The 24,307-nt window shown below is 72.4% G+C and carries 17 protein-coding genes and 1 tRNA gene; 7 read left to right on the forward strand and 11 right to left on the reverse strand.

Features of this window, described 5'->3' with window-relative positions; all coding sequences use genetic code 11:
• Positions 1 to 3: 3 nt before the first annotated feature.
• The 3 genes from J2X60_RS16185 to J2X60_RS16195 all read right to left on the reverse strand — a co-directional run bounded on the left by J2X60_RS16185 (position 4) and on the right by J2X60_RS16195 (position 3,308).
• The gene (locus tag J2X60_RS16185; protein ID WP_374475467.1) at positions 4 to 816 is read right to left on the reverse strand and encodes a carbohydrate ABC transporter permease; all 813 of its coding nucleotides are present in this window, start codon (positions 814 to 816) and stop codon (positions 4 to 6) included.
• A 95-nt stretch (positions 817 to 911) separates the two neighbouring features.
• On the reverse strand, positions 912 to 1,886 hold the full coding sequence (locus tag J2X60_RS16190) for a carbohydrate ABC transporter permease (RefSeq protein WP_070416435.1): 975 nt from the start codon (positions 1,884 to 1,886) through the stop codon (positions 912 to 914).
• 159 nt (positions 1,887 to 2,045) lie between these two features.
• Positions 2,046 to 3,308, reverse strand: coding sequence for an ABC transporter substrate-binding protein (locus J2X60_RS16195; RefSeq protein WP_309888930.1), 1,263 nt, complete (start codon positions 3,306 to 3,308; stop codon positions 2,046 to 2,048).
• 313 nt (positions 3,309 to 3,621) lie between these two features.
• Here J2X60_RS16195 and J2X60_RS16200 point away from each other — a divergent pair, with 313 nt between their 5' ends.
• The 5 genes from J2X60_RS16200 (at position 3,622) to J2X60_RS16220 (ending at position 9,118) form a co-directional block, all read left to right on the forward strand.
• Positions 3,622 to 4,971 (forward strand): glycosyltransferase, encoded by a 1,350-nt coding sequence (locus tag J2X60_RS16200; RefSeq protein WP_229086639.1) that lies wholly within the window; start codon positions 3,622 to 3,624, stop codon positions 4,969 to 4,971.
• A gap of 162 nt (positions 4,972 to 5,133) precedes the next feature.
• Positions 5,134 to 5,304, forward strand: a complete 171-nt coding sequence (locus J2X60_RS16205) for a hypothetical protein (RefSeq protein WP_156794728.1) — start codon at positions 5,134 to 5,136, stop codon at positions 5,302 to 5,304.
• A gap of 81 nt (positions 5,305 to 5,385) precedes the next feature.
• Complete coding sequence (locus tag J2X60_RS16210; RefSeq protein ID WP_261646391.1) at positions 5,386 to 6,297, forward strand: beta-1,6-N-acetylglucosaminyltransferase; 912 nt, start codon at positions 5,386 to 5,388, stop codon at positions 6,295 to 6,297.
• A complete protein-coding gene (locus J2X60_RS16215; RefSeq protein ID WP_139201990.1) occupies positions 6,294 to 7,859 on the forward strand; it encodes a lipopolysaccharide biosynthesis protein in 1,566 nt (521 codons plus the stop codon). Before J2X60_RS16210 ends, J2X60_RS16215 begins: the two co-directional genes overlap by 4 nt.
• On the forward strand, positions 7,856 to 9,118 hold the full coding sequence (locus tag J2X60_RS16220; RefSeq protein WP_309888933.1) for a glycosyltransferase family 4 protein: 1,263 nt from the start codon (positions 7,856 to 7,858) through the stop codon (positions 9,116 to 9,118). Before J2X60_RS16215 ends, J2X60_RS16220 begins: the two co-directional genes overlap by 4 nt.
• Before the next feature lie 622 nt (positions 9,119 to 9,740).
• On the opposite strand, the gene J2X60_RS16225 is transcribed toward J2X60_RS16220, so the two are convergent.
• From J2X60_RS16225 to J2X60_RS16245, 5 genes are all read right to left on the reverse strand, one after another.
• Positions 9,741 to 11,654, reverse strand: a complete 1,914-nt coding sequence (locus J2X60_RS16225) for a discoidin domain-containing protein (protein WP_309888935.1) — start codon at positions 11,652 to 11,654, stop codon at positions 9,741 to 9,743.
• A gap of 42 nt (positions 11,655 to 11,696) precedes the next feature.
• A complete protein-coding gene (locus J2X60_RS16230) occupies positions 11,697 to 12,671 on the reverse strand; it encodes a glycosyltransferase family 2 protein (RefSeq protein ID WP_070416441.1) in 975 nt (324 codons plus the stop codon).
• Positions 12,668 to 13,498: a glycosyltransferase family 2 protein gene (locus J2X60_RS16235; RefSeq protein ID WP_083294974.1), complete on the reverse strand. Its 831-nt coding sequence runs from the start codon at positions 13,496 to 13,498 to the stop codon at positions 12,668 to 12,670. The genes J2X60_RS16230 and J2X60_RS16235 overlap by 4 nt, the downstream gene beginning before the upstream one ends.
• Positions 13,499 to 13,772: 274 nt before the next feature.
• Entirely contained in the window at positions 13,773 to 16,469 is a 2,697-nt protein-coding gene (locus J2X60_RS16240; protein WP_309888937.1) for an alpha/beta fold hydrolase, read from the reverse strand.
• A 206-nt stretch (positions 16,470 to 16,675) separates the two neighbouring features.
• Positions 16,676 to 18,034 (reverse strand): glycosyltransferase, encoded by a 1,359-nt coding sequence (locus J2X60_RS16245; protein ID WP_309888939.1) that lies wholly within the window; start codon positions 18,032 to 18,034, stop codon positions 16,676 to 16,678.
• Between the two features lie 293 nt (positions 18,035 to 18,327).
• On the opposite strand from J2X60_RS16245, the gene J2X60_RS16250 reads away from it, so the two are divergent.
• Together J2X60_RS16250 and J2X60_RS16255 are read left to right on the forward strand one after the other, a co-directional pair.
• Complete coding sequence (locus tag J2X60_RS16250) at positions 18,328 to 20,508, forward strand: hypothetical protein (protein ID WP_309888941.1); 2,181 nt, start codon at positions 18,328 to 18,330, stop codon at positions 20,506 to 20,508.
• Positions 20,498 to 21,382, forward strand: a complete 885-nt coding sequence (locus tag J2X60_RS16255) for a glycoside hydrolase family 16 protein (protein WP_309888943.1) — start codon at positions 20,498 to 20,500, stop codon at positions 21,380 to 21,382. The genes J2X60_RS16250 and J2X60_RS16255 overlap by 11 nt, the downstream gene beginning before the upstream one ends.
• A 140-nt stretch (positions 21,383 to 21,522) precedes the next feature.
• On the opposite strand, the gene J2X60_RS16260 is transcribed toward J2X60_RS16255, so the two are convergent.
• The 3 genes from J2X60_RS16260 to gltX all read right to left on the reverse strand — a co-directional run bounded on the left by J2X60_RS16260 (position 21,523) and on the right by gltX (position 24,129).
• Positions 21,523 to 21,594 (reverse strand) — tRNA-Gln (locus J2X60_RS16260).
• A gap of 44 nt (positions 21,595 to 21,638) precedes the next feature.
• The gene (locus tag J2X60_RS16265) at positions 21,639 to 22,565 is read right to left on the reverse strand and encodes an NAD(P)/FAD-dependent oxidoreductase (protein WP_309888954.1); all 927 of its coding nucleotides are present in this window, start codon (positions 22,563 to 22,565) and stop codon (positions 21,639 to 21,641) included.
• A 76-nt stretch (positions 22,566 to 22,641) separates the two neighbouring features.
• Positions 22,642 to 24,129 (reverse strand): glutamate--tRNA ligase, encoded by a 1,488-nt coding sequence (gene gltX / locus J2X60_RS16270; protein WP_309888945.1) that lies wholly within the window; start codon positions 24,127 to 24,129, stop codon positions 22,642 to 22,644.
• Positions 24,130 to 24,307 lie beyond the last annotated feature (178 nt).

Raw genomic sequence — 24,307 nt, forward strand, 5'->3', positions numbered from 1 at the left:
TCGTCAGCCCTTCACGCCGCCGGCGGTGAGGCCGGCCACGATGCGTCGTTGGAAGATGAGCACGAGGACCACGAGCGGGATCGTGACGATCGTGCCGGCGGCCATCACCGCCGTGTAGGGCTCCTGGTGCGGCTGGGACCCGGCGAACGAGGCGATCGCCACGGTCACCGGCTGCGTCGCGTCGCTCGAGAGCTGGGAGGAGATGAGGTACTCGTTCCAGCTGGAGATGAACGCCAGGATCGCCGTCGTGAACACGGCCGGGGCGGCCAGCGGCAGGATGATCCGTCGGAACGCCTGCACGCGGGTGCACCCGTCGATGCGTGCCGCTTCCTCGAGGTCCCACGGCATCTCGCGGAAGAAGCTCGCGAGCGTGTAGACGGTCAGGGGCAGCACGAACGAGATGCTCGGCAGGATCAGCGCCTGGTACGAGCCCATCCACCCGATGTCCGTGAACAGCTGGAACAACGGGGAGATGAGCGCGACGCCCGGGAACATCGACGCCGCGAGGATCGCACCGGCGATGAGCGACTTGCCCTTGAACTCCAGACGGGCCAGGGCGTACGCCGCGCTCGTGCCGACGAGCAGGGCGATGATCGTCACGACGCCACCGATGAGGAGGCTGTTCGCGAGCGCCCGCCCCAGGTGGTTGCCGAGCGACGTCGAGAACGCCGTCGCGTAGTTGTCGAGCGTGACGTGCGTCGGCCACGGTGTGGCGTCGAACGTGAACCCGACGTCGCGGAAGCTGGTCACCACCATCCAGTAGAACGGCAGGAGGCACCAGACGGCGATGACGATGGCCTGCACGGCGGTGCGGATCCGCGGGCCGGTGTGGCGCTTGACCCGCACGTCGCTGCGGTCGACGGCGATGTCGCGGGCTCGGGCGTTGGACCGGGGACGGTCGGCTGCGAGGGTCACTTGAGCTCCCCCTTCTGCTGGGCGGCCTGCGTCTGCACCACGTTGGCGCCGAGGAACCGCACGAAGACGAACGCGACGATGAAGATCACCAGGAAGGTGATGGTCGACAGTGCCGACGCGGAGTTGAAGCCCTGCCGGATCTGTTCGACGACGAGGATCGACAGGGTCGTGGTGGCGTTGCCGGAACCACCGCCACCGCCGGTGAGGATCGCCGGCAGGTCGTACATGCGCAGCGCGTCGAGCACGCGGAACAGGACGGCGACCATGAGCGCCGGCTTGATGAGCGGCAGGGTGATGAGCACGAAGCGCTGGACGGTGGAGGCACCGTCCATCTTCCCGGCCTCGTAGACCTCTTCGGGGATGAGCTGCAGCCCCGCGAGGATGAGCAGCGCCATGAACGGCGTGGTCTTCCAGGTGTCGGCGATGATGACCGCCCACCGGGACGCCCACTCGCCGCTCGTCCAGAGGATCTGCTGCCCGAGGACGTGGTTGAGCACGCCGTTCGCGTCGAAGATGAAGTACCAGAGCTTCGCGGTGACGGCGGTCGGGATGGCCCACGGCACGAGGATCGCGGCACGGACGAGCGCGCGGCCCTTGAAGTTGCGGTTCATGATGATCGCCATCCACACGCCGATCACCGTCTCCAGGGCGACGGTGACGACCGTGAAGAAGAACGTGTTGCCCATCGACACCCAGAACTGCGAGCCGATGCTGCCGGGCGGGCAGGTGGTGTTGCCGCACTGCTGTGCGAGCCAGTGCACGTAGTTGGTGACGCCGGCGAAGCCGCCCTGCACGAACAGGCCGGTGGCCTTGTCGAGTCCGGCGTCGAGCTGGAACGACTGGATGATCGCGCTGACCACCGGGTAGCCGATGACGATGGCGAGGAGCACGATCGTCGGGCCGATGAGGTACACGGCCCATCGGCCGTGCTCGGCGTTGAGTCCGCCCTTGCGCCGCTTCTGCGGCTCCATGCCCGTCGGGTTGGGGATGGCGGCGGGGATCTCGGTTGCTGCTGACACGTGACGGCCTCCTTGCCGGGTGTCGGAACGCAGGATGGGACGGACGGGAGGCGCGGGGCGGGGTCGACCCGCGCCTCCAGTCCGATGCGGCGTCCGCCGCGTACTCGGGTGCTAACTGCCGCTGCTGGTGGCCGTCTTGAGGGCCGCCTGCATGTCCTTCATCGCCTCGTCGACGCTCTTCGATCCCTTGAGGGCGGCGTAGGTGTTGTCCTGGATCGCCTTCGTCACGGCCGGGTAGAACGGCGTGACCGGGCGCGGCTCGGCCGATTCGATGGACTTGAGCAGGGTCGGCAGGTAGGGCAGCTTCGCCGTCAGCTCGGAGTCGGTGTAGAGGTCACCGACGACCGGGGCGAGCGAGCCCTGCGTGGCGAAGAACTTCTGCGTCTCGTTCGACTCCAGGAACTCGAGGAAGTCGTGCGCGGTCGCCTTGTGCTTCGAGTACACGCTGATCGCGGCGTTGTGACCGCCGAGCGTCGAGGCGCCGGTGCCGTCCTTGCCGGGGATCGGCGCGATGCCGAAGGTGTCCTTGACCGTGCTCGACCCGTCCGTCTTCGCGAGGCTGTAGACGTACGGCCAGTTGCGCAGGAACAGGAGCTTGCCGGCCTCGAAGGCGGTGCGGCCCTGCTCCTCCTGGTAGGTGATCGCCTCGGCGGGGATGTTGCCGTCCTTGAAGGCGTCGACCAGGTTCTGCAGGCCGGCCTTCGCGTCGGACGTGTCGACGTCCGGCGTGCCGCTCTTGCTGAGGACCGAGCCGCCGGAGCCGTTGATCGCCTCGGAGGCGTTCACGGTCAGGCCCTCGTACTTCGCGAACTGCCCGGCGTAGCAGCCGATGCCGGCCTGCTTGGCGATGTCGCAGTCCTTCATCATCTCGGCCCAGGTGGTCGGGGGCGTCTTGACGAGGTCCTTGCGGTAGTAGAGCAGCGCGCCGTCGGAGGTCTGCGGTGCCGCGTAGAGCGTGTTGTTGTAGGTGGCCGTCTTGACGGTGGCCGGCAGGAGCTTCGACGTGTCGATCTTCATGCTGCCGGTGAGCGGGGTGAGCCAGCCCTTCGCCGCGAACTCGGCGGTCCAGACGACGTCCACGTCGACCACGTCGTAGTTCGCGTCCTTCGCCTGGAAGTGCTGCACGAGGTCGTCGTGCTGCTGGTCGGCCTGGTCGGACTGCTCCTTGAAGGTGACCTTCTCGTCGGGGTGGGCCTTGTTCCACTTCGCGATGAGGGGGCGGACGACGTTCGAGTTGTCCTTGCCCTGCACGTAGGTGATGGGTCCGCGGCTGTCCTGACCGTTCTTGGCGTCGTCCGACGCCGAGCTGCCGCTCGAGCACCCGGTCAGCACGAGGCCGATGACCGCGATCCCCGCTACGGATGCGAACCGCACTTTGGCGCGTGTTGTCTTCACAGTGTCGTCTCCACGTTGAGATCACCAGGCGAGGACCATCGGGTCGACGCTGCCTGGAGCAGGCGACGCTGCCTGCTGGAGGAGGAAGCTACGCCCGCTCTCAGCCGTTCGCAACCGGTTGCAAAGATTCCGTGACCTGCTCGTGACCACCGTGCGCCGTTCGCTTTTCAGGTGTGAGCGCTCACCCTCGTCCGGGGGCTCGCCGCGGCGCCGTGCGGGGTTCCGCACGATCACCGCCAGCGGCCCCGCTCCCCGTTGTCGCCGCCGCGGCCTGGCACCTACCGTCCACACCATGGCCACCACCAGCACCGCTCGTGCACTCCCCGCACCCCGACGCGTGATCGACGTCGACCTCGACGCACCGCTCCCCCGCCTCGTCGCGGACGGCACGGGCTCGTCCGCGCTGGTGATCGGCTACCGCGGCGGGCGTCCGACGGGCACGCTCGACGTCGAGCTCACCGACGACCCCGCCGACGCCGCCCGTGCGCTCGGATCGCTGCGGGAGACCGTGCTCGCCGACGTCGAACCGGTGCCGGATGCCCTCCTGCCGACGATCTCCGTGGTCGTCTCGACGGTGGTGGACCGCGTCGAGGACCTCGGCGCACTGCTCGACGTCCTCGAGCACCTGGACTACCCCGACCACGAGGTCATCGTCGTCGACAACCGGGTCCGGGTGCCCGCCGACGACCGGCTCCCGGCACTGCTCGCCGGTCGGGGCGTGCGCCTCGTGACGGAGCGCCGGCCCGGCCTGTCCGCCGGCCGCAACGCCGGGGTCGCAGCCGCCCGCGGCGAGGTCGTCGCGTTCACCGACGACGACGTGCGGGTCGACCCGCAGTGGCTGCGCGCACTCGGCGCGCGGTTCGTCCGCGAGGCCGACCTCGACGCGGTGTCCGGCGTGATCCTCCCCACCGAGCTCTCGACGCCCGCGCAGATCTGGTACGAGGCGTACTACGGCGGGTTCAGCGGCGAGCGCACCTTCGCGCCCGTCACGATCGTCCCCGACGATGTCGCCGGCACGATGCGGCACGCGCGGGTGCAGGCGGTCCGCCCCGACGGGTCGGTCGTGAAGCACTTCGCCGTGTACGGCATCGGTGCCTACGGCGCGGGCGCCAACATGGCGTTCCGGCGGTCGGTGATCGACGCCGTCGGCGGGTTCGACACCACGCTCGGCGCGGGCTCCCCGGCCCGTGGCGGCGAGGACCTGGCGATGTTCATCGAGACGCTCTGGCGCGGCGGGCGCATCGGGTTCGAGCCGCGAGCGGTCGTGCACCACCGGCACCGGCAGAGCATCGAGGACCTGCACAAGCAGCTGCACGGCAACGGCGTCGGGTTCACCGCGCTGATGTGCGCCCTCGCTGCCAAGGACCGACGGCACGTCGCGGTCCTCGCCCGGCTCGTGCCCGCCGCCGCGATGGTGAAGCTCCGCGAGACGGTCGGACGGCTGCGCACCGGCAGCGCACCGGCCCCCGCTGCCGTCGAGTCCGCGCCCGTCGGTCCCGCGATCCCCGCCGTCCCGGACGCCGGGGTGCCGCGGTCGCTGGCCTACCACGAGCTCCGGGGCTTCCCGGCGGGCCCGGCGGCGTGGTTCCGCAGCCGTCGTCGCTGGCGGGACGTCGAGGCCGGACGGTTCCACGCCGGGTGAGCCCGCGGGTGGGTCCACGCCCGGTGAGCCCGCGGACGGTTCCGCGCCCGGTGAGCCCGCGGCCGGTTCCACGCCCGGTGGCCCCTCGGTCGGCGGACGCGTCGCTCCCTGCCCCGTAGGATCGGTGCAGCTGCCCGTACCGCGCGGGTCGGAGGAGGACGCATGCCGTTGGGGCCCACGCTCGTGCTCGAGCCCGTCACCGTGCCGACGTCCCACGCCACCACGGAGACGGCCGTCTGCGTGTGCGGCCACGCGCAGGACGCCCACGAGCACTACCGGCCGGGCAGCGACTGCGCCCTCTGCGACTGCCCGAGGTACCGCCGCCGCCGGTGACCGCTGCGGGAAACCGCCGCTTCCCCGCACCCGCCCCGGGACCGCCTTGTCGGTGTCCGGACGGCCCTGTTCACTCGAGACATGGCCAACTCCCCCGCGGCGCTCGCGTGCATCGTCCTCGCCCACGAGGACCCCCAGCACGTCCGACGACTCGTCGAGGCACTCGACCCGTTCCCGGTGTTCCTGCACGTCGACGCGCGGACCCCGGACGACGTGCACCGGGCGATGACCGAGGGGCTCCCCGACCGGGTCCGCCTCCTGCCGCGACTGCGGACGGGCTGGGCGAAGTGGGAGAACGTCGCGGCCGAGGTCTCCGGCTACCGTGCCGCCCTCGCCGAGACCGGCGCGCGCCACGTGGCGGTGCTGACCGGCAGCGACTACCCGCTGGCGAACCCCGCCGAGATCACCGCGCTGCTCGACGCCCACCGGGACCAGTCCTTCCTCATCCCGCACCCCCTCCCGCACGCGGCGTGGGGCGCCAGCGGCGGGGTCGCCCGGATGCGGTACCCGCACTGGGCGTGGCGGAAGCACATGCTCCGCCTGCCGATCCCGCGCCGGATCCCGCGTGACGTCGTGCTCACGGGCGGGTCGCAGCTCAAGGTCCTCAGCGCCGCACACGCGGCCGCGGTCGTCGAGGTCGTCGATGCCCGTCCCGACCTGGTCCGCTTCTGGCGCCGCACCTGGATCGCCGACGAGTCGTTCGTGCCGACCGTGCTGAACTCCCCCGCCCTGGTCGACGGCTTCGCCGAGGACCACGTCCCGCACACCCTGTGGTTCATCGGCTGGGACGGCTCGAAGATGAAGAGCCCACCGTGGCTGACACTCCCCCACGCCGGTCGACTCCTCGAACGATGGACGACGGACCCCACCGCGATGCCGCACCTCTTCGCCCGCAAGTTCTCGACCGCTGCGAGCTCGGACCTGCTCGACCTCGTCGACCAGGCGTTCGGACTCCGACAGCACGTCCGGACCCCGGAGGTGGGTGTCTCGTGACCGTTCCCCAGACCCGCCGCGAGGCCCGCCACGCCGCAGCCACCCCGCCCGACGCCGACAGCACCGGTCGGAAGGCCGCCGCGGTCGAGGCCGCCGAGGCAGCCGCCGCCGTCGAGGCCGCCGCCCACACCGTCCCCGACACCGGCAGCACCGCGGTCCAGAAGGGCGCGTCCGTCCTGTTCGGCCGTGGCCTGCTGTACGTGGTCGTGTGGTCGATGCAGCTCGTCGTGAGCTCGCTGATCTCGCCGGTCCTCGCGCACCTCATGCCGCTCTCCGAGTTCGGTGTGCTCGCCTCGGCGATCGCGCTCTACCAGGCGCTCGTCGTGCTCGCGGTCGCGGGACTCGACCAGGCGTCCGTGCTGCAGCGCGCCGAGGACGGCGGTGACGACCGGAAAGCCCGCGGGCTCATCGCGGTCGGCATCGTCCTCGCAGCCGTCGTCACCGCGGTCGCCCTCGCCACGATCCCGCTCTGGGGCGACGTCGCCGGGTTCGTCGGCGAACACCCGATCCTGCTCGTCGCGGTCCTCTGGATCTTCCCCGCCGCGGTCGTCCAGCTCTCCCTCGCGATCCTGGTCGCCCAGGACCGCATCCGGGTCTTCGCGGTCACGAGCCTGCTGTCCTCGGTCGGCGGTTCGATCATCGGCCTCGGCCTGCTCGTGTTCGTGCACGCCGACGCCACGACCTACGCGTGGGGCGGCGTGTTCGCCCAGGCCGCCGCGATGGTCATCGGCTTCGCGGCGACCCGGCCTCGCCTCGCCGGCCTGTTCGACCGCCAGACCACCGCACGGGCCTTCAAGCTCGGCGTGCCGATCGCCCTCGGCAACCTGTCCTACTTCGTGCTGAACGCCGGCGACCGGATCGTCGTGCAGCGGCTGCTCGGCCCGGACGAGGTCGCGCGCTACCAGATCGCCTACGTCGTCGGCTCCGCCGTGATCCTCCTGCTGACCTTCACGAACCAGGCCTGGGCACCGCACTTCGCGGCGCTCCGGGACGCCGTCGCCCGCCGACAGCTGGCCCTGCACGCCCGGGACCAGCTGTACCTGCTGCTCGCCCCGGTGCTGCTCGCGGTCACCCTTGTGTCACCGGTCGCGCTGCCGATCCTCGCACCGGCGTCGTACCGCGTGCACGAGCTCACCGTCGTGGTCTTCATCGTGGCGCTCACGGCGTTCCCGGTGATCGCCAGCGGCGCGACCGGACGGCTCCTGCTCGTGGAGCGTCGCGGCGTCGCCGTCGGGGTGATCGCGGCCATCGCCGGTGCCGTCAACATCGGCGCGAACCTGCTGCTGGTCCCGCTGCTCGGCATCGCCGGCGCCGGGGTCTCCACGGTCTTCGCCTACATGGTGCTCGCGGCGCTGCAGCAGCTCTCGCTCCCCGACCGCCGTGAGTGGCGCGGCCCGCGTGCCCGGACGGTCCTCGTCCTGGCGGCCGTGGTGGTCGTCGCCGGGGTGTCCGTCCTCGTACCCCAAGACCTCGTGTGGAACATCGTCCGCGTCGCCGGCGTCCTCGGCTGCCTGCCCTGGTTCATCCGCAGGCTCGCGATCGCCCGAGGAGGCACACCGTGACCCACGCCCCGGAACGCCCCGACCGTCGACTCCGGATCGCGGTCGTCACGAACGGGCTCGCCATCACCGGCGGGGTCGAGCGGTGCGTCCTCGAGGACACCCGCGAGCTCGTGCGCGCCGGACAGGACGTCGAGGTCTGGCACCGCGGCCACCTCGCCCCGGGACCCGACGGCGCCGAGCCCGGCAGCGACCAGTTCGCCGAGCTCGGGGTCACCCTGCACCGCACCGGCAACCGGTCCTTCGGCCTCCGCAGCGCTGCCGGCGACGCCGCACGGTTCGTCCTCGACGGCCTCCGCCTCCGCCGCTCGCGCCCCGACGTCATCTGGCTGAACCGGCCCGAGCACCTCCCCTGGGGTCGTGTGGCGTCCGTGGTCTCCGGCGTCCCGCTCGTGGTGCACCTGCACCACGCGCCGAACTACCGACGCCTCGGGCCGATCGCGGGCGGCCGCACGCACTACCTGGCCGTCTCGCACGCGATGGCTCGTGCGTGGGCGGACGTGGGCATCCCGGCCTCGCGGATCACCGTCGTCCCGAACGGCGTCGACACCGCACTCTTCCCCGCGGCCACGCCGTCCGCGACAGTCCGCGCACGCCGCACCCTCGGGCTCGACGACGACACCCGCACCGTCCTCTACTACGGCCGTCTCACCCGGTCGAAGGGCGTGCTCGCGCTGCTCGAGGCCTGGCGCCTCGTGCTCGAGCAGGACGCCGAACGCCACCGCGCCCGCGCGCCGCGCGCCGCCGTGCGTGCCCTCACCCCCGCGCTCGGGCCCGCCGGCACGCACCACGCCACGCAGCCGCACCACCCGCCCGTGCTCGTGCTCGCCGGAGCGGCCGCGCCCGACGACGCCGAGGACGTCCGACGCGCCGTCGCGTCCCTCCCCGCCGGCTCCGTCGTGCTCCTCCCCGAGCGGGACGACGTCGTCACCCTGCTCCACGCCGCCGACATGGTCGTCGTGCCCTCCATCGAACCCGAGGGCTTCGGCCGGGTCGTCGTCGAGGCGATGTCCGCCGGCCGCCCGGTCGTCGCCGCCGAGAGCGGTGGCACGGGCGAGATCCTCGCCGGCGAGTGGGCGACGTCGACCGTCGACCCGACCGACCCCGAGGCGCTCGCCACCAAGGTCCTCGACACCCTCGACCGCGCCGACCGCGACCCCTCCCTCGGCGAGCGCTGCCGCGCCTGGGTGCGCGACCACTACGGCCGCGGACCGCACGTGGCCGGTCTCCTCCGCGCCCTGCTCACGCACGCCCGTCGCTGAAGCCCAGGAGGCGCGGCTCCCCCTGGCACCGCCCCTCCCCTCCGTCGCGTGCTCGCGCCCGTGTCGCCTTCTGCTCGCCGCCTGACCGTTCCGGTTCGCGATCCCCGGCGATCGCGAACCAGAACGGTCACGCCTCGTACGCAACGTGCTCTCCCCGCGCGATGCGCGCCGTTCCCGCAGGCGTCCGCCCGCCGCTACCGCGCCGCTCGCCGCGATGAGGTCGCGCCCACGACGACGGTCACCCGCGGCGGCGAGCGCCACACCAGCGTGCGAGGTCGCGCGCACGGTGCGACGCCTCGCGTACCGCACCGCACGCGGAACCTCGCACGCTGCACCCGCGACCCGCGACCCGCGCACACGCGCGGACGACGAACGGGAGGCGCGGTACCCACCGGCACCGCGCCTCCCGTCCGCCCCGTGGTCGCGCCGACGGCGACGGTCACCCGCGGCGGCACGCGCCGCACCAACGTGCGAGGTCGCGCGCACGGTGCGAGGCCTCGCGTACCGCACCGCACGCGGAACCTCCCACGCTGCACCCGCGACCCGCGCACACGCGCGGACGACGAACGGGAGGTGCGGTACCCACCGGCACCGCGCCTCCCGTCCGTCGAGTGCTCCCGGGTCAGCCGGTGAACGCCCGGAACTCGGCCAGGCCGACGTTCCGCGTGCTCGCCGACACCCCGGTGACGGTGAACCGGACCCACGTGACGTTGCGCGTCGAGAAGTCCACCGTGAGCGGCGACGCGTCGTTCGGGAGTGTCCCGACCGCCACCTGGCTGCCGTCGGAGAACGTCAGGGTGCCGCTCGTGACCTGGTCATCGCCGTTCGGTCGGTCGTACAGGACGACCCGGTTCAATGCCTTCGACGAGGCCCAGTCGAGCTGCAACCAGACACCGGTCGTCCCCCAGGGAGCGACCCACTCGGCGGTCGTGTTGTCGGGGTAGCCGCTGACGACCCCGTCGATCGCCTTGGCGGCGGTCTGCCCGGTCGAGGTGTCGTCCCACGCCGCGGTGGCGGTCGCCGAACCCGTGACGTCGGTCGCGCCCCCGGGCGTCGGCGTGGGCGTGGGAGTCGGGGTCGGGGTCGGGGTCGGGGTCGGCGTCGGCGTCGGGGTGGGCGTCGGGGTCGGCGTCGTGCTGCCCGGGGCGAACGTCCGGATCTCCGCCAGGCCGACGTTGCGCGTCGTCGCGCTGACGCCGGTGACGGTGAACTTCACCCAGCTGACCTGCCGGGACGAGAAGGTGACGCGGGTGAAGGCGCCGCCGTTGTCGAGCGTCGGCACGGCGACGCTGCTCCCGTCGGAGAACGTCAGCGTGCCGGCCGTGACCTGGTCGTCGGCGTTCGGACGGTCCGCGAGGTCCACGGCGCCGAGCGTCACCGGGCTCGACCACGCGAGCTGCAGCCACGAACCGGTGCCGCCACCGCGGGTCGCCCACTCGGCGGTCGGGGCGTCGGGGTAGCCGCTCGCGACGCCGTCGACGGCCTTCACGGCGGTCTGCCCGTCCGCGGGGTTCTCGCTGCTCGCGGTGACGGCCGCACCGGCGGTCACGTCGGCTCCGACGGACCCGCCCGAACCGGTGCCGGGGTCGGTGGGCGTCTGCGTGCCGACGGTGTACTCACGGCTGAGCCACGAGCCCTCGGGACGCGACGAGCACGACGCCACCGAGGCGCAGGTCTCGGCGTCGTACGCGGAGTAGGCGAAGAACGCGTTCCCCTTCGCCTGCGTCTGCGCGGCGGTGAGGTTCGAGGGCTTGTCCGCGATCGGGTACCCCATGTACCCGGTGAGCGTGCTCGCCGTCGTGAGCTGCTGCTGCGCGGACTTGGTGAGGTACGCGACGGTGTGGTGGTCGCTGTGGTCGCCGTCGCCGTAGGTGCCGACGTGGTCGAGGGTGTGCACCTCCTGCGGCCCGTACCCGGTCATCAGCGCGAGCACGGTGGCCTGGAGCTGGGCGAGCGTGTAGGTGGTCCCGTAGGTCGCACCGGAGACCGTGCTCATGCTCGTGATCGAGCGCTGGTAGAGCTTCTGCAGGCTCTGGTACCGGGTGGCGGCGAACCCGGAGCCGTCGATGTTGCCGTCCGGCAGCTGCAGGTAGACCAGGCTGAGCCGCGGGTCCGCCGTCAGGGTGCGCGTCACGAGGGTCTTGCCACCGGCGCTGACCGAGCCCGAGGTCCAAGCGTTCGTGACGCCGGCGAGGTTCGCGTAGGCGGCCTCGAGGCCCGTCTGCCGGCCCTTCCAGTACGTGGCGGACTTGCCCGCGTCCCCGGCGGTGACGATGACCGAGCGGACGCACTTGTCCGCGTCGATGTCCTTGCGGAGCTCGGTCCCTTCGAACAGCAGGTCGTCGTCGGCGTGCGCCACGACGGTGAGGACCTTCCCCGCGCTGCAGTCCGCGGTGGTCGCCGCACCGGCTCTCGACGGCGCGAGGAGGCTCGGCGCCGAGACGGTGGCGCCCGTGATGACCGCTGCCGCGACCGCGAGTGCCACCTTCCAACGGCGTCGGATGGTGGCACTCGGGGTCGGGGCGTCTCGCTGCATGTCGTCTTCTGTGCGTGGGTGGGTCGGGTGGGTGGGTGTCGGTCAGGGAGCGCCGACGGGCTGCTGCACGGGCGCGGACACCGGGGCGGGTGCACGGACAACGACGGTGCCGAAGACACGGCCGACGGCGTAGCCGAACACGGTCGAGACCGCCGAGGTCACGATCGCCAGGGCACGGAGGCCCCCACCGCGACCGAGGGCCCCGAGCTCGCGGAGCACCGCGCCGGGCAGGACCCGGGTGAGGTACGTCGACTCGCTCGAGAGCGAGTCGCGGGCACCGACCCGGCGGCTCAGCACGGCCTTCGAGATGCCCTCGTAGTAGCTCCGGCGTCGCAGGTACCGCATCGTGACGCGGTCCGGGGAGACCCGGTGCGAGACGTTCGAGCGCGGCTCGAAGCGGATGCGGGCGCCGGGACGGATCCGGGCGATGCGGATGCAGAGCTCGGTCTCCTCGCACCCCAGCGGGTGGTTGCCGACGCGGCCGATCCCGGAGCGGAAGCCGCCGGCGGCGAGCACGACGTCACGGTGGAAGGCCATGCTCGACCCGATGACGTTGCGGACGTCCGCGGACGTGGTGGGGAGGCCGGTGTAGCTGCACCCGACGATCCAGAGCAGCTCGTCCGGGTAGGGCCCGGCGCCGGTCGCGGTCGGCCACGACGGGGTCGCCCGGCCGCCGACACCGACGACGTCGGGCAGCTCGAGCGCCTCGACGAGGTGCATCAGCCAGTCCGGGTCGGCCGTCGCGTCGTCGTCCAGGAAGGCGACGACGTCGGCCTCGGTGAGTGCGACACCGGTGTTGCGCGCACCCGAGAGGCCGCGGTCCTCGGCGTTCTCGACGACCCGGAGCTCCGGCCAGCGGGCGGCCGCTCGGCGGAACAGCTCCGGCTCGTGGTCGATGACGACGATCACCTCGGTCGCGTCGGGCTGGCGCTTCGCCGACTCGACCGCGTCCTGCAGGTCACCCCAGCGCTGCTGCGTGTAGGCGCAGATGACGACGGCGACCGTCGCGACGCTCACGCCGCTTCCTCGTCCATCGCCGGCACGGCGGCCGGGACCACGAGGCCCGAGACCGGGGTCGGCATGAGGCGCATGCGGGCCTTGGCCTCGCGGGCACGACGACGCTCGTGCATGATCGACTTCAGGACGCGGATGCCGTCGCTGACCGCGTTGAGGTTGCTGGTGCCGTGCACGCGGAGCTTCTCGTGGCTCGGCACCTCGGTGATCGCGAACTCCGCGGCGGACCAGCGGCAGGTCAGGATCGTCTCGATCTCGAAGCCGTCGCCCCAGCGCATCGAGCCGTCGGTCGGCTGCGGGAGCGTCGACGACAGGAGCCCGATCGTCGGCAGCGTGTCCGCCCAGAAGGCGTTGTAGCCGTAGCAGAGGTCGGTGTACCGCGCACGGAGCAGCACGTTGGAGATCATGTTGAGCCCCTTGTTGCCGAGGCCGCGGATGATCGTGATGTCGTCGCTGCCGCCACCGGGTGCGTAGCGGGAGCCCTTCGCGACGTCGGCACCGTCGACGAGCGCCTGCACGAAGCGCGGGATCTCGGCGGCGTCGGCGGAGCAGTCGGCGTCGAACATGACGACGACGTCGCCGGTCACGGCCTCGAAGCCGCAGGCGAGCGCGTTGCCCTTGCCCTTGCGGGTCTGCTGCACGACCTTGATCGTCGGCATGAGGCGCTGCGCCGTCGCGATGGTGTCGTCCACCGAGTTGCCGTCGACGAGGATCACCTCGTACACGGGCGGGAGCTGCGGGAGGATGATCTCGAGGTTGCGGGCCTCGTTCCTCGCGGGGATGACGACCGAGACGCGGGGGTCTCGGGGTCGGACGGTGCTGGCGGACATGGTGCTCCTGTCGGGTTCAGGCTGCATGCGGGAGTGGTCGAGGGAGGACCCGGCGCTGGGTGGGCGTCGGAACGGGGGTACACCGTTCCCTGGGCTTGGACCAACCATCGTCCGGCGGACGGGGCTGGTCAATGCGGGTGGGCACTGGTTGCGGACCCCCGAGTGCGGATACGGAAACCCGCAAGCCGCGGCCGGGTGGCGTGTCGGCACGCACGAGGGCCCTGGAGGCGCGGGGCGGGCCCGCCACGCGCCTCCAGGGCCCTCGCTGGTCACGTCAGGGACGCGACTCGTGCGTCGTGAAGGCGGCGCGCAACGCGGTCGCCAGCTCGGCGACGTGCGGCTCGCGGAGGAGCGAGCTGTGCTCGCTCTCGATGCGCACCGTGGTGGTCGCACCGCGGAGCACGTCGTTCCAGCCGTCCACGTCGGGGTTGCCGTCGGCGAGCACGAACGTCGCCGTGCCGTCGTAGGGCGAGGGCGTGTGCCGCCGCGTCACGATCGTGGCCTGGTCGAAGAGGGCGTCGAAGTCCTTCTGCCCGCCGTAGCGGAGGACACCGGCACCGTAGGCGCGGACGCGCTTGGCGAACTCCTCGCCCACCGGCACGCCGGCGGGCAGGATGCGCTTCGCCGCCCGGTCGAGCCCGCGCTTGAGTGCTCGGAGCGCCGGGTTGCGCACCGGGCTCTCCGCCATCCGGCCGAAGTGCAGCTGGGCCTGCTCGGTGCTGCTGCGCGGCAGGTAGCTGTCCAGGATCGCGACGTGCTCGACCCGCTCGCCGCCCTCGGTGAGGAGCTTCGCCACCTCGAGGGCGACGAGGCCGCCGAGGGAGTGTCCGACGAGGAGGTACGGGCCGCGGGGCTGGACGATGCGCATGAGCTCGACGGTGCGCCGCGCGGTGCGCTGGATGCTCCAGTCCGGGATCGCCCGTCGCTCGAGACCGTGCTGCTGGAAGGCGTACACGTCGTGCTCGGGCAGGTAGCGGGACAGCGGCAGGAACGTCAGGCCGAGGGCTCCGGCCCCGCTGAGGCAGAACACGGGCGGGCGCCCGGGGACGCGGGCCTCGGAGACCTTGACGACGTCGGGGTGGCTCGGCAGGGACTTCGCCCCCGAGCGCACCCGTCGGGCGAAGGCGCGCAGGGTGGGCTGTTCGAGGAGCTCCGACGCACGGAGGTCGACGCCGAGCCGGGCCTGCACGATCGCGAGCATCTCCTCGGCGGAGAGCGAGTCGCCGCCGAGCGCGGTGAAGTCCTCGTCGAGGTGCACGCCGCGGAGTCCGAGCACCTCGGCCCAGATCTGCCCGACGACGAGCTCCCACTGGTCGTACTCGCCCTCGACCATCTCGACCTCGAGCGACGGCGCACCGGGCAGCTTCGCCCGGTCGACCTTGCCGCGCTCGTTGCGCGGCAGTTCGGGCATCGGGACGATCGCCGCCGGCACCATGTACTCGGGCAGCTTCGCCCGCAGTGCGCGTCGCAGGGCCGCCGGCGCCGGGGTGCGGCGACCAGGACGGCCGACGACGTAGGCGACGAGGCGCGTGACGGCGGGCGGGTCGACGAGGGCGGTGACGACGACGTCGTGGACGTCCTCGACGGCACGGAGGGCCGCCTCGACCTCGCTCGGCTCGACGAGGTACCCGCGGACCTTCACGGCGTCGTCGTCGCGGCCGAGCAGGACCAGGCAGCCGTCCTCCTCGACGCGGGCGAGGTCGCCCTGGCGCCACAGCGGGGTGCCGTCCTCGTCGGCGGAGAGGTGCTCGCTCGTCTTCTCGGGCGCGCCCCAGTAGCCGGCGGTCATGCCGTCTCCGATGACCACGAGCTGGCCGGTCTCCCCCGTCGCGGCGGCGGTGCCGTCCTCGCGGAGGACCCGGGCGGTCTTGCCCGGCGGCACGTACCCGGCCGGCACGACGCCGTTCGGGACGGCGTCGTCCGGACCGACCGGGAAGTACGAGACCGCCCCCATCTCGCTCGACCCGAACCCGTTCCAGAGGACCGTGCGGGCGCCGAGGACCGGGCGTGCGGCGTGCACGTCGGTGCCGGTGATCGGCTCGCCGACCGTCATGACGAGTCGGAGTCCGGCGAGCGCGGGGTGCAGGTCCGTGCCGCGGTCGCGCACGGTGGAGACGACCGACCGGAGCAGGTGCGGCGTGCAGACCACGGCGGTGACGTGCTCGGCGGACATGCCCTCGAGCAGTCGCTCGGTCCCGAGGTCGCGTGCGTCGAGCAGGACCGCGGCGGCCCCGCTCAGCATGCTGTCGAGCGTGGTGAGGATGCCGGCGGCGAAGGACAGCGGCAGCACGACGCCCACGAGGTCGCCCGGGCGGTAGTCGGCGCTCCAGGCACTCTGCTCGGTGTTCCGGAGGAGCTGTCGGTGCGTCATCGCGACGCCCTTCGGCAGGCCCGTGGAGCCCGAGGTGAAGACGATCGCGGCGGGGTCGGTGCCACCGGGGCGGGCGGTCGCTGCGGTGCCGGTGCCGGTCGCGGTGCCGGCGGCGGTCGCGCTGCCGGTCGCGGCCTGCTCGGTGCTCGTCGCGATGAGGGCGTCGAGGTCGTGCACGGTGCCGTCCGGGCCGAGGACCGCGGCGGCGAGGTCCGCACGGGTGTCGTCGGCGAGCACCTCGGCGATCCCCGCGAGCGTGACGACGTGCTGCAGGCGTGCCTCGGGCAGGTGGTCGTCGAGCACGACGATCGTCCGCCCGGCGGCGATCAGCGCGAGCATGCCCACCACGGTCTCGGTCGTGTGCCCGGCCATGATCCCCACCGGGACCGACGCGCCGGTGCGCTCGGGTCCGACGCCGGCGCCGGTGCGGTCGTCTGTCCGGAGGACCTCGGTGAGCCGTGCGGCGAGCGCCCGGACCGTCCGGTCCGTCTCGGCGAACGTGCGGGCGGTCCCGGCACCGGCGAGCGCCGGGGACTCGGGGAACGCTGCGACGACGCGCGTCCACCGGTCGAGGATCGAGTGGTCGTCGGATGCCGGCACGGCCGGTTCGACCGTCCGGTGACGCGCTGTCGGGTGTGTCGGACGCATTGCTTCTCCCCTGGGTCGTGCGGGCCGGTGGTGCGCTGCTGGTGCTTGGAGGACGGTAAGCCGACCGGACGCCCCGATCGAGGGGCCGGGGACCGCCGTGCGGGGATCCTGCGGTTTGGCGCATCCTCGCGATCCGCCGTGGATCCCCGGTGACGGACCTATCGGTTCGCTGTGCGCTCGCGGGCGCGGACGGTGCGGCGGGACCGCCCGTAGCGGAGCACACCTCGCCCGACGGCCAGGAGCTCGACCCAGCGCATCCGTCCGACCTCGCGGAGGAACGCGGCGTCGTCGAGCGGCGCGTCCGCGGTGCCGACGGCGACCGGTGCCGCTGCCGCTGCTGCTGCCGCGGCCGGGGCGACGGCCGGCTCGGCGGCGGATCCCGAGACGAGGTGCCGCACGGCCCGCGGGGCGCGCTGCAGCGCCATCCCGAGCGTGCGGGGCTGCAGGGCGATCTTCGTGAGCCAGGCCCCGAGTCCGGTGCCGTAGCCCTCCGCCTGCTTCCGGAGCGCCGGGAGGTCCGCACGGTGCCGGTGCCAGACCAGCGCCGCGGGTTCGACGACGAGCGCCGCACCCGAGAGCACGACGCGCGAGAACATGTCGATGTCCTCGCCGCCGCCGGTGACCGTGCCGACGCCGAGTGCCTCGTCGAAGCCGCCGAGGTCGGTGATCGCCGACCGCCGCATCGCGAAGTTCGCACCCGTGCCGTAGTCACCGACCGCGAACGGGAAGAGCGGCCGGTCGACGGGCGGTGCCGAGAGGCGGTGCACGCGCGGCACGAGGTTGCGCGACCAGGTCACCCGTTCGTCGAAGTACCGCTGCGTGGGGGTGCGGAGCTCACCGCTGGCGACGAGTCCGCTGACGCAGACGACGTCGTCCCCGCGGGAGAACCCCGAGGCGACGGCACGGAGCCACGCCCGGTCGACCACGACGTCGTCGTCCGTGAACGCGACGATCTCGTGCCGCGCGGCCAGGACGCCGGCGTTGCGTGCGCTCGAGAGGCCCGGGACGGGTTCGCGGACGTACCGCACACGGTCGTCGTCGAGGGCCTCGACGAGTTCGCGCGTCGACTCGTCGGAGGGCGCGTTGTCGACGATAACGACCTCGAAGTCGGGGTGGTCCAGGGCGAGCAGCGAGTCGAGGGCGGCGCCGAGCTGGTCGGCGCGGTCACGGGTGCACAGGACGACGGAGGTGCTCGGCAGGCGGACCGGGATCGGCGGCTGCGGGACGGCGGGCAGGGCGGCGACGGCGGCACGGAGCGCGGCGACCTCGATCGTCTCGTCGGACACCGGCAGGTCGACGAACCCGAGGGGTGCCACGCCGTCGCGGACGAGGAGCCTGGCCGACCGGTGGCCGGCCGCGTCGTGCAGCCCCACCGTGCCGGCGTCGTCCCCGGGGACCTCGGCGAGGTCGACGGCACCGACCCACACGGCACCGCCCCAGGTGGGGTCGACGGCGCTCGACATCGGGCGGGCGAGCTCGACGCGGGGCGGGAGCGAGCGCTGGATGGTGTCGGTCATGGGAGAGCCTGTCTCGTGTCGGGGGACGTGCGCGGTCGCAGCCGGCCATCCCACCGTCGCTGCGGGGACGGCGGGGGTCAACGAGCAGGCGGAACCGTGCGGTTTCTCCTCGTACGACGCCCGCCACGCGTGCGTGATCCCGCAATGCCGCAGGCCCTCCGCACTTCCCGGTGACCGCTCTCCCGTGCGCCCTCGGCCCCCGGTTACCGTCGTGACACCCGCAGGCCGCTGCCAGTCGCCGGCCCAGACCCGAAGGGACGCTCGATGCGTCAGTCGATCGCGGTGGTCGAGCAGTGACCGCCACCACGACCCCCACCAGGATGTCGCTCCGCCACGGAACCCGCGTGCTGCCGACCTCACCGGTGCCGTCCCTCGTCGCCGCGGGTCTCGGTTTCGCCGGAGCCGCCCTCATCGCGGCCGACGCGTCCGGTCCGCTCCGCACGGCCGTCGTGCTCGTCGCGCTGTTGGTCGTCCCGGGTCTGCCCGTGGTCCGGTTGCTCGGGCTCCGCGAGCCGATCGGGCGCGCCGGACTCGTCGTCGCGTCCAGTGCCGCGATCGACGCGGTCCTCGGGCTCGCGATGGTCTGGACGGGGCAGTGGGTCCCGCTGCCCGCCGCCGGGCTCCTCCTGCTCGTCGCCGGGTGGGTGTCGCTCGGCCAGGGCGTCCAGACCGCGCGCACCGCGCCCAGGTCGGCCCGCGCGCGGTCGGCCCTGCCGACCGCGGTCCTGGTCCGCACCGTCGCCGCGTCCGGCGTCCTCGTCACCGGAGCCGCGCTCTGGGCGGTGGGTGTCGCGAAGACGGACTCGACCGGACTGGGCGAGTGGGGCCTCCTGGCTGCACTGCCCGCGGTCTGGTGGGCCGGCGCCGCACTCGTGTTCGTCGTCGCCTTGGTGACGCTCGTCGACCGTCGCCACCACGTGGTGGTCCGCGCGGTGTCCTCCGGCGTCCTCCTGCTCGTCATGTACGGCACCTCGAACCTGATCGCCGCCGAGCCCCGACCGCCGTGGGTGTTCAAGCACATCGCGGTGACCGCGTACATCCTGCAGCACGGCGCCGTCGACCCGTCGATCGACATCTACAACCGCTGGCCCGGGTTCTTCAGCTTCAGCGCGTTCCTCGGCGCCGCCACCGGGACGCTCGACGCGGCGGACCCGGTGCGGTGGACGGAACTCGCGTTCGCCCTCGCCGACGGGGCGCTCGTCCTCGGGATCGCACGGGCACTCGGTGCGAACGGCCGCTGGGCCTACGTCGCCGCGGTCCTGTTCAGCGCCGCGAACTGGGTCGGGCAGGACTACTACTCCCCGCAGGCGTTCGCGTTCTTCCTGTTCCTCGCGGCGGTCCTCGTCGCGCTGACCGTCCTCCGCGGCGAGCCCAACGTGATCGGGCGGTGGAGCGCGACGCTGACCGGCCGGCTGCTCCGTGCACGCCGCTCCCCCGTGGCCGAGGCGGTCGCCACGCCGACGCGGGCCGCCGTGGTCGCGGCGGTGGCGCTCGTCGTCGTCCTGCAGTTCGTCATCACGGCCTCGCACCAGCTGACCCCGTTCGTGGTCGTCGCCGCGTTCGTGCCGCTGCTCGTGCTCGGCTTCCTCCGCCCCTGGTGGCTCGCCGTCCCGCTGACGCTGCTCCCCCTGCTCTACCTCGTGCCGAACCTCGACTACATCCAGGAGAAGTTCGGTCTCACCACCGGCTTCGACCCGGTGCGCAACGTCACCGCCGCGTCGACGTCGATCGCCATCCCGTCGATCGCGACGACCCTGCAGTCCCGCGCGGTCCTCGGGATCACGGCACTCGTCGCCGTGTGCGCCGTCATCGGACTCGTCCGGATGGTCCGCGGTGGGCACGCCCGACGCGCCCTCGTGGTGCTCTGGCTGGCGGCCTGCCCGATCGTGCTCGTGCTCGGGCAGAGCTACGGCGGCGAGGCGAAGTTCCGCGTCGTCCTGTTCTCCGCGCCGTTCCTGGCGATCGCAGCCGTCCACGCCTTCCACGGCCGCCGGCTCCGCATCGCCGCCACGGCCCTGGTGCTGACCGTGACCACCGCGCTGTTCCTCGGTGCCACGTTCCAGACCGAGCAGGCGAACCAGACCGCACCGGCCGACGTGGCCGCGGCGAAGTGGCTCGACGGCCGGTTCCAGGCGGACGACACCCTCACGACCGTCGGCAGCTTCCCGTCGATCATCGGCGGGAACTACGAGAACTTCCTCCGCCACTGGGGCCAGGTCGACTCGCTGCAGAGCGAGGCCGCGTGGTTCCCGAAGGGCATGACGGCCGACGACCTCACCGGTGTCCTGCAGGACCGCGACCAGGGCGGACACTCCTGGCTCGTGTTCTCGGCGGCGCAGCGAGCCGACGCCGTGACCCGCGGGACGCTCACCGGCGCGCAGATCGACGCCATCGAGCGGTCCGTGGCCGACGAGGGCACCCTCCGCTACGACCGCGACGGAGTCCGGATCTACGAGGTGCGCGATGCAGCATGAGCCCGGGGCACGTCACCGGATGACCACCCGGCGGTCCTTCCTGCGCCGCGGCGTGACGATCGCCGGCATCGCGGGGGTCGCCGTGGTCGCCGGCACCACGGCCGTCGTGCTGCCCACGCGTGCCGGTGACTCGACCGCCCGCGCCGAACGCATGCCCACCGGGGCGCTCGAGTCCGAGGGGACGCGGTGGGTCCCCTACCTCGCGCAGGACTTCGACCTCGACGCCGCGCTCGGCGAACTCCTCGCGGTGTACCCGCGGATGGCGGAGTACAGCGGGATGCGGGACACGTCGGGCAAGGGGCTCTACTCCCCCGACCAGGTGGTGTCGGTGCACGACTCGGTGCTCGACTTCCACCTCCGCAGCAACGGGTCCCAGCCCCTCGTGGCGACGGTCCTCCCCGCCGGCTACCGGGCGTACACGCACCAGCGCGTCTCGATCCGGTACCGCGCCGACGAGGTCCCCGGCTACAAGTTCGTCATGATCCTCTGGCCGCTGTCCGGCGACTGGAACGAGGGTGAGATCGACTGGCCCGAGGGCGACCTCACCGGCGACGTCCGCCCGGTGTCGGCGATCCCGGGCAGCTACGACCCCACGACCGAGGCGATGACGTTCCTGCCCGAGGACCCGACGGTGGTGTCCGGCGGGCAGACCGACTGGCACGTCGCGACCGTGGAGTGGACCGCCGACGCGGTGCGCTTCTACTGGGACGACGAGCTGCTCGAGACGGTCACGGGCGCGGTGCCCACGACGCCCATGCGCGTGACACTGCAGGCGGAGACGATCATCCACGACGCCGAGGTGCCGGCCGACGCATCCGGGCACGTGCTCGTGGACTGGGTGGTCGCGTACCGGAAGAGCAGGGTGCAGTCCTGACCTGATCGGCCGCCCTGGCGTGTCGGGCCGTCGCCGTGTCGGGCTGTGGCCTGGCGGTTCGTCGCCTGGCGTGTCACGCGGCTTCTGCGCCGGAAACGGAACAAGCCCCCGGGAGATCCCGGGGGCTTGTTCTACGAGTGCTGGGGTACCTGGACTCGAACCAAGAACGACGGTACCAGAAACCGCTGTGTTGCCAATTACACCATACCCCAAAGGCCCGGAGGCCTTCGGTCCCGGTTGCCCGGGGCACGATCAACTACTGTACAGCATCCCGGAGGTCCGTGAGACCACCGACGAGATCCCGGTGCACCGCGGCGGCCGTGACCGCCCCGTGGCCGGCCGCCACGATCAGCTGTTCCGGTCCGGGCGGCGTCACGTCGCCCACGGCGTACAGCCCGGGCACGCTCGTCCGTCCGGAGCGGTCGACCACGACGAGCCCCTCGGCGTCGCGGCGGAGGTCCGCGTCGACCCAGTCCAGGTCGGCGTGCCACCGGGGCCGGACGAACCCACCCGTCCGCGGCTCCACGTGCCCGTCTGCGAGGCGGACGCCGGTCATCCCGGAACGGTCCCCCTCGAGGTCCACCACGGCCCGCTCGTCGACGCGCACGCCCGCTGCAGCCAGACGCGCACGGCCGGCGTCGTCGAGCGGCGCGATGCCGTTCGTGTACACGATGAGGTCGTCCGCCCACGCCGCGAGCAGCAGGGCGCGGTCGACGACGTCGTCCGTCTCGCAGAGGAACGCCAACGGCTCGCCGGCCTTCTCGTAGGCATCGCACTCGACGCAGCTGTGCACCGCGGTGCCGTAGAACGCGCGGAGCATCGGGAGCACCGGGAACTCCTCGCGCAGGCCCGTCGCGAGCACGACGGCACGGGCCGTCGCCTCGACCTCGGTGCCGCGCCAGGCACCGTGCACGAGCCACCGGTCGCCCTCCGGCGCGATCCGGTCCACGACCGTCTGCACGACCGTGGCCTCGGCGTAGGCCTCGACCTCTGCGCGCCCGAGCTTCCGGAGCTCGAGGGGTGAGACACCGTCGCGCGTCAGGAACCCGTGCGACCGCAGCGTGGCGGCGTTCCGGGGACGGTTGGCGTCCACGAGGAGCACGGTGCGCTTCGCACGGACGAGGTTGAGGGCGGCGCTGAGCCCGGCCGGGCCGGCACCGACGACGACGACGTCGACCGTCAGCCGCTCGGCTGCGTCACCCGGCCGCTCGGCCGCGTCCGCCTGCCGGTCGGCCGCGTCCCCCTGCCGTTCGGCCACGTCAGCGGTCCGCGAGGCGACGCAGGCGCGTGACGGTGGACTCCTTGCCCAGGATCTCCATCGACTCGAACAGCGGCGGGCTGATCCGTCGGCCGGACACCGCGACGCGCAGCGGACCGAACGCCACACGGGGCTTCAGGCCGAGACCGTCGATGAGCGCCGCACGGAGCGCGCCCTCGATCGAGGCCGTCGTCCAGTCGTCGAGCGGCTCGAGCGCGGCGATGCTCGCGCGGAGCACGTCACCGGCGTCGGCCTTGAGGGTTCCGAGGGCGTCCTCGTCGATCTCGAGGGCGTCGTCCGACGTGAAGAGGAACGCGAGGAGCCCCGGTGCCTCGCCGAGGAGCTGCATGCGCTCCTGGACGAGCGGCGCCGCCTTCGCGAGGACCTCGAGCTGCTCCGGCGTCACCGGATCCGACACGATGCCCGACAGGTACGGCAGCAGCCGCCCGCGGAAGTCGTCGGCGTCCAGCAGGCGGATGTGGTCGCCGTTGATCGCCTCTGCCTTCTTGTGGTCGAAGCGCGCGGGGTTCGGGTTGACGTCGGAGACCTCGAACGCCTGGACCATCTCGTCGACCGTGAACACGTCGCGGTCCGGACCGATCGACCACCCGAGCAGCGCGAGGTAGTTGACGAGCCCCTCGGGGATCATCCCGGCGGCACGGTGGTGGAACAGGTTCGACTCGGGGTCGCGCTTCGAGAGCTTCTTGTTGCCCTCCCCCATGACGTACGGCAGATGCCCGAACACCGGGATGAACTCGGCGAGACCGACCTCGTACAGCGCCTCGTACAGGGCGATCTGACGTGGCGTCGACGACAGGAGGTCCTCGCCGCGGAGCACGTGCGTCACGCCCATCAGCGCGTCGTCCACCGGGTTGGTGAACGTGTACAGCGGCTTGCCGTTCGGCCGGACGACCACGAAGTCCGGGAAGGTGCCCTGCTTGAAGGTGATCTCACCGCGCACGAGGTCCTCGAAGCTCAGGTCGCGGTCGGGCACGCGCAGCCGCAGTGCCGGCTCACGCCCCTGGTCGCGGAAGGCCTGGCGCTCGGCGTCGGAGAGGTCGCGCTCGTGGTTGTCGTACCCCTGCTTCGGGTCACGCCCGGCGGCCCTGTTGCGGGCCTCCATCTCCTCGGGGGTGACGAAGGACTCGTAGACGTGTCCGGAGGCCTTGAGCTTCGCGATGACGTCCTCGTACACGTCCGTCCGCTCGGACTGCCGGTACGGACCGTGCGGGCCGCCGGCCTCGACGCCCTCGTCCCAGTCGAGCCGGAGCCAGCGCAGTGCCTCGAGGATCTGCTGGTACGACTCCTCGCTGTCACGCGCGGCGTCGGTGTCCTCGATGCGGAACACGAGCTTGCCGCCGGTGTGCCGCGCGTACGCCCAGTTGAACAGCGCAGTACGGATCAGTCCGACGTGCGGCGTCCCCGTCGGGCTCGGGCAGAAACGGACACGGACATCGGAACCGGAAGCGGTGGTGAATGGCGCAGTCATGACATGACGATCCTACCGGCCCGGCACTGACCGCCACGAGGGGTGTGGAAGACCCGCGAACGCAGAAAACCCCTGACCACGTGGTGGTCAGGGGTTCCCTGGTATTCGTAACGTTGAGTCCGGCGGCGTCCTACTCTCCCACAAGGTCCCCCTTGCAGTACCATCGGCGCTGAGAGGC

It is taken from the genome of Curtobacterium sp. 320 (assembly GCF_031455235.1).
GTDB lineage: Bacteria > Actinomycetota > Actinomycetes > Actinomycetales > Microbacteriaceae > Curtobacterium.

Bases quoted from the DNA above. Each gene is read 5' to 3' on its own strand.
- J2X60_RS16200 (WP_229086639.1), top strand. From the start codon at position 3,622: ATGGCCACCACCAGCACCGCTCGTGCACTCCCCGCACCCCGACGCGTG.
- J2X60_RS16235 (WP_083294974.1), bottom strand. From the start codon at position 13,498: ATGTCCGCCAGCACCGTCCGACCCCGAGACCCCCGCGTCTCGGTCGTC.
- gltX (WP_309888945.1), bottom strand. From the start codon at position 24,129: ATGACTGCGCCATTCACCACCGCTTCCGGTTCCGATGTCCGTGTCCGT.
- J2X60_RS16245 (WP_309888939.1), bottom strand. From the start codon at position 18,034: ATGACCGACACCATCCAGCGCTCGCTCCCGCCCCGCGTCGAGCTCGCC.
- J2X60_RS16205 (WP_156794728.1), top strand. From the start codon at position 5,134: ATGCCGTTGGGGCCCACGCTCGTGCTCGAGCCCGTCACCGTGCCGACG.
- J2X60_RS16210 (WP_261646391.1), top strand. From the start codon at position 5,386: ATGGCCAACTCCCCCGCGGCGCTCGCGTGCATCGTCCTCGCCCACGAG.
- J2X60_RS16190 (WP_070416435.1), bottom strand. From the start codon at position 1,886: ATGGAGCCGCAGAAGCGGCGCAAGGGCGGACTCAACGCCGAGCACGGC.
- J2X60_RS16225 (WP_309888935.1), bottom strand. From the start codon at position 11,654: ATGCAGCGAGACGCCCCGACCCCGAGTGCCACCATCCGACGCCGTTGG.
- J2X60_RS16255 (WP_309888943.1), top strand. From the start codon at position 20,498: ATGCAGCATGAGCCCGGGGCACGTCACCGGATGACCACCCGGCGGTCC.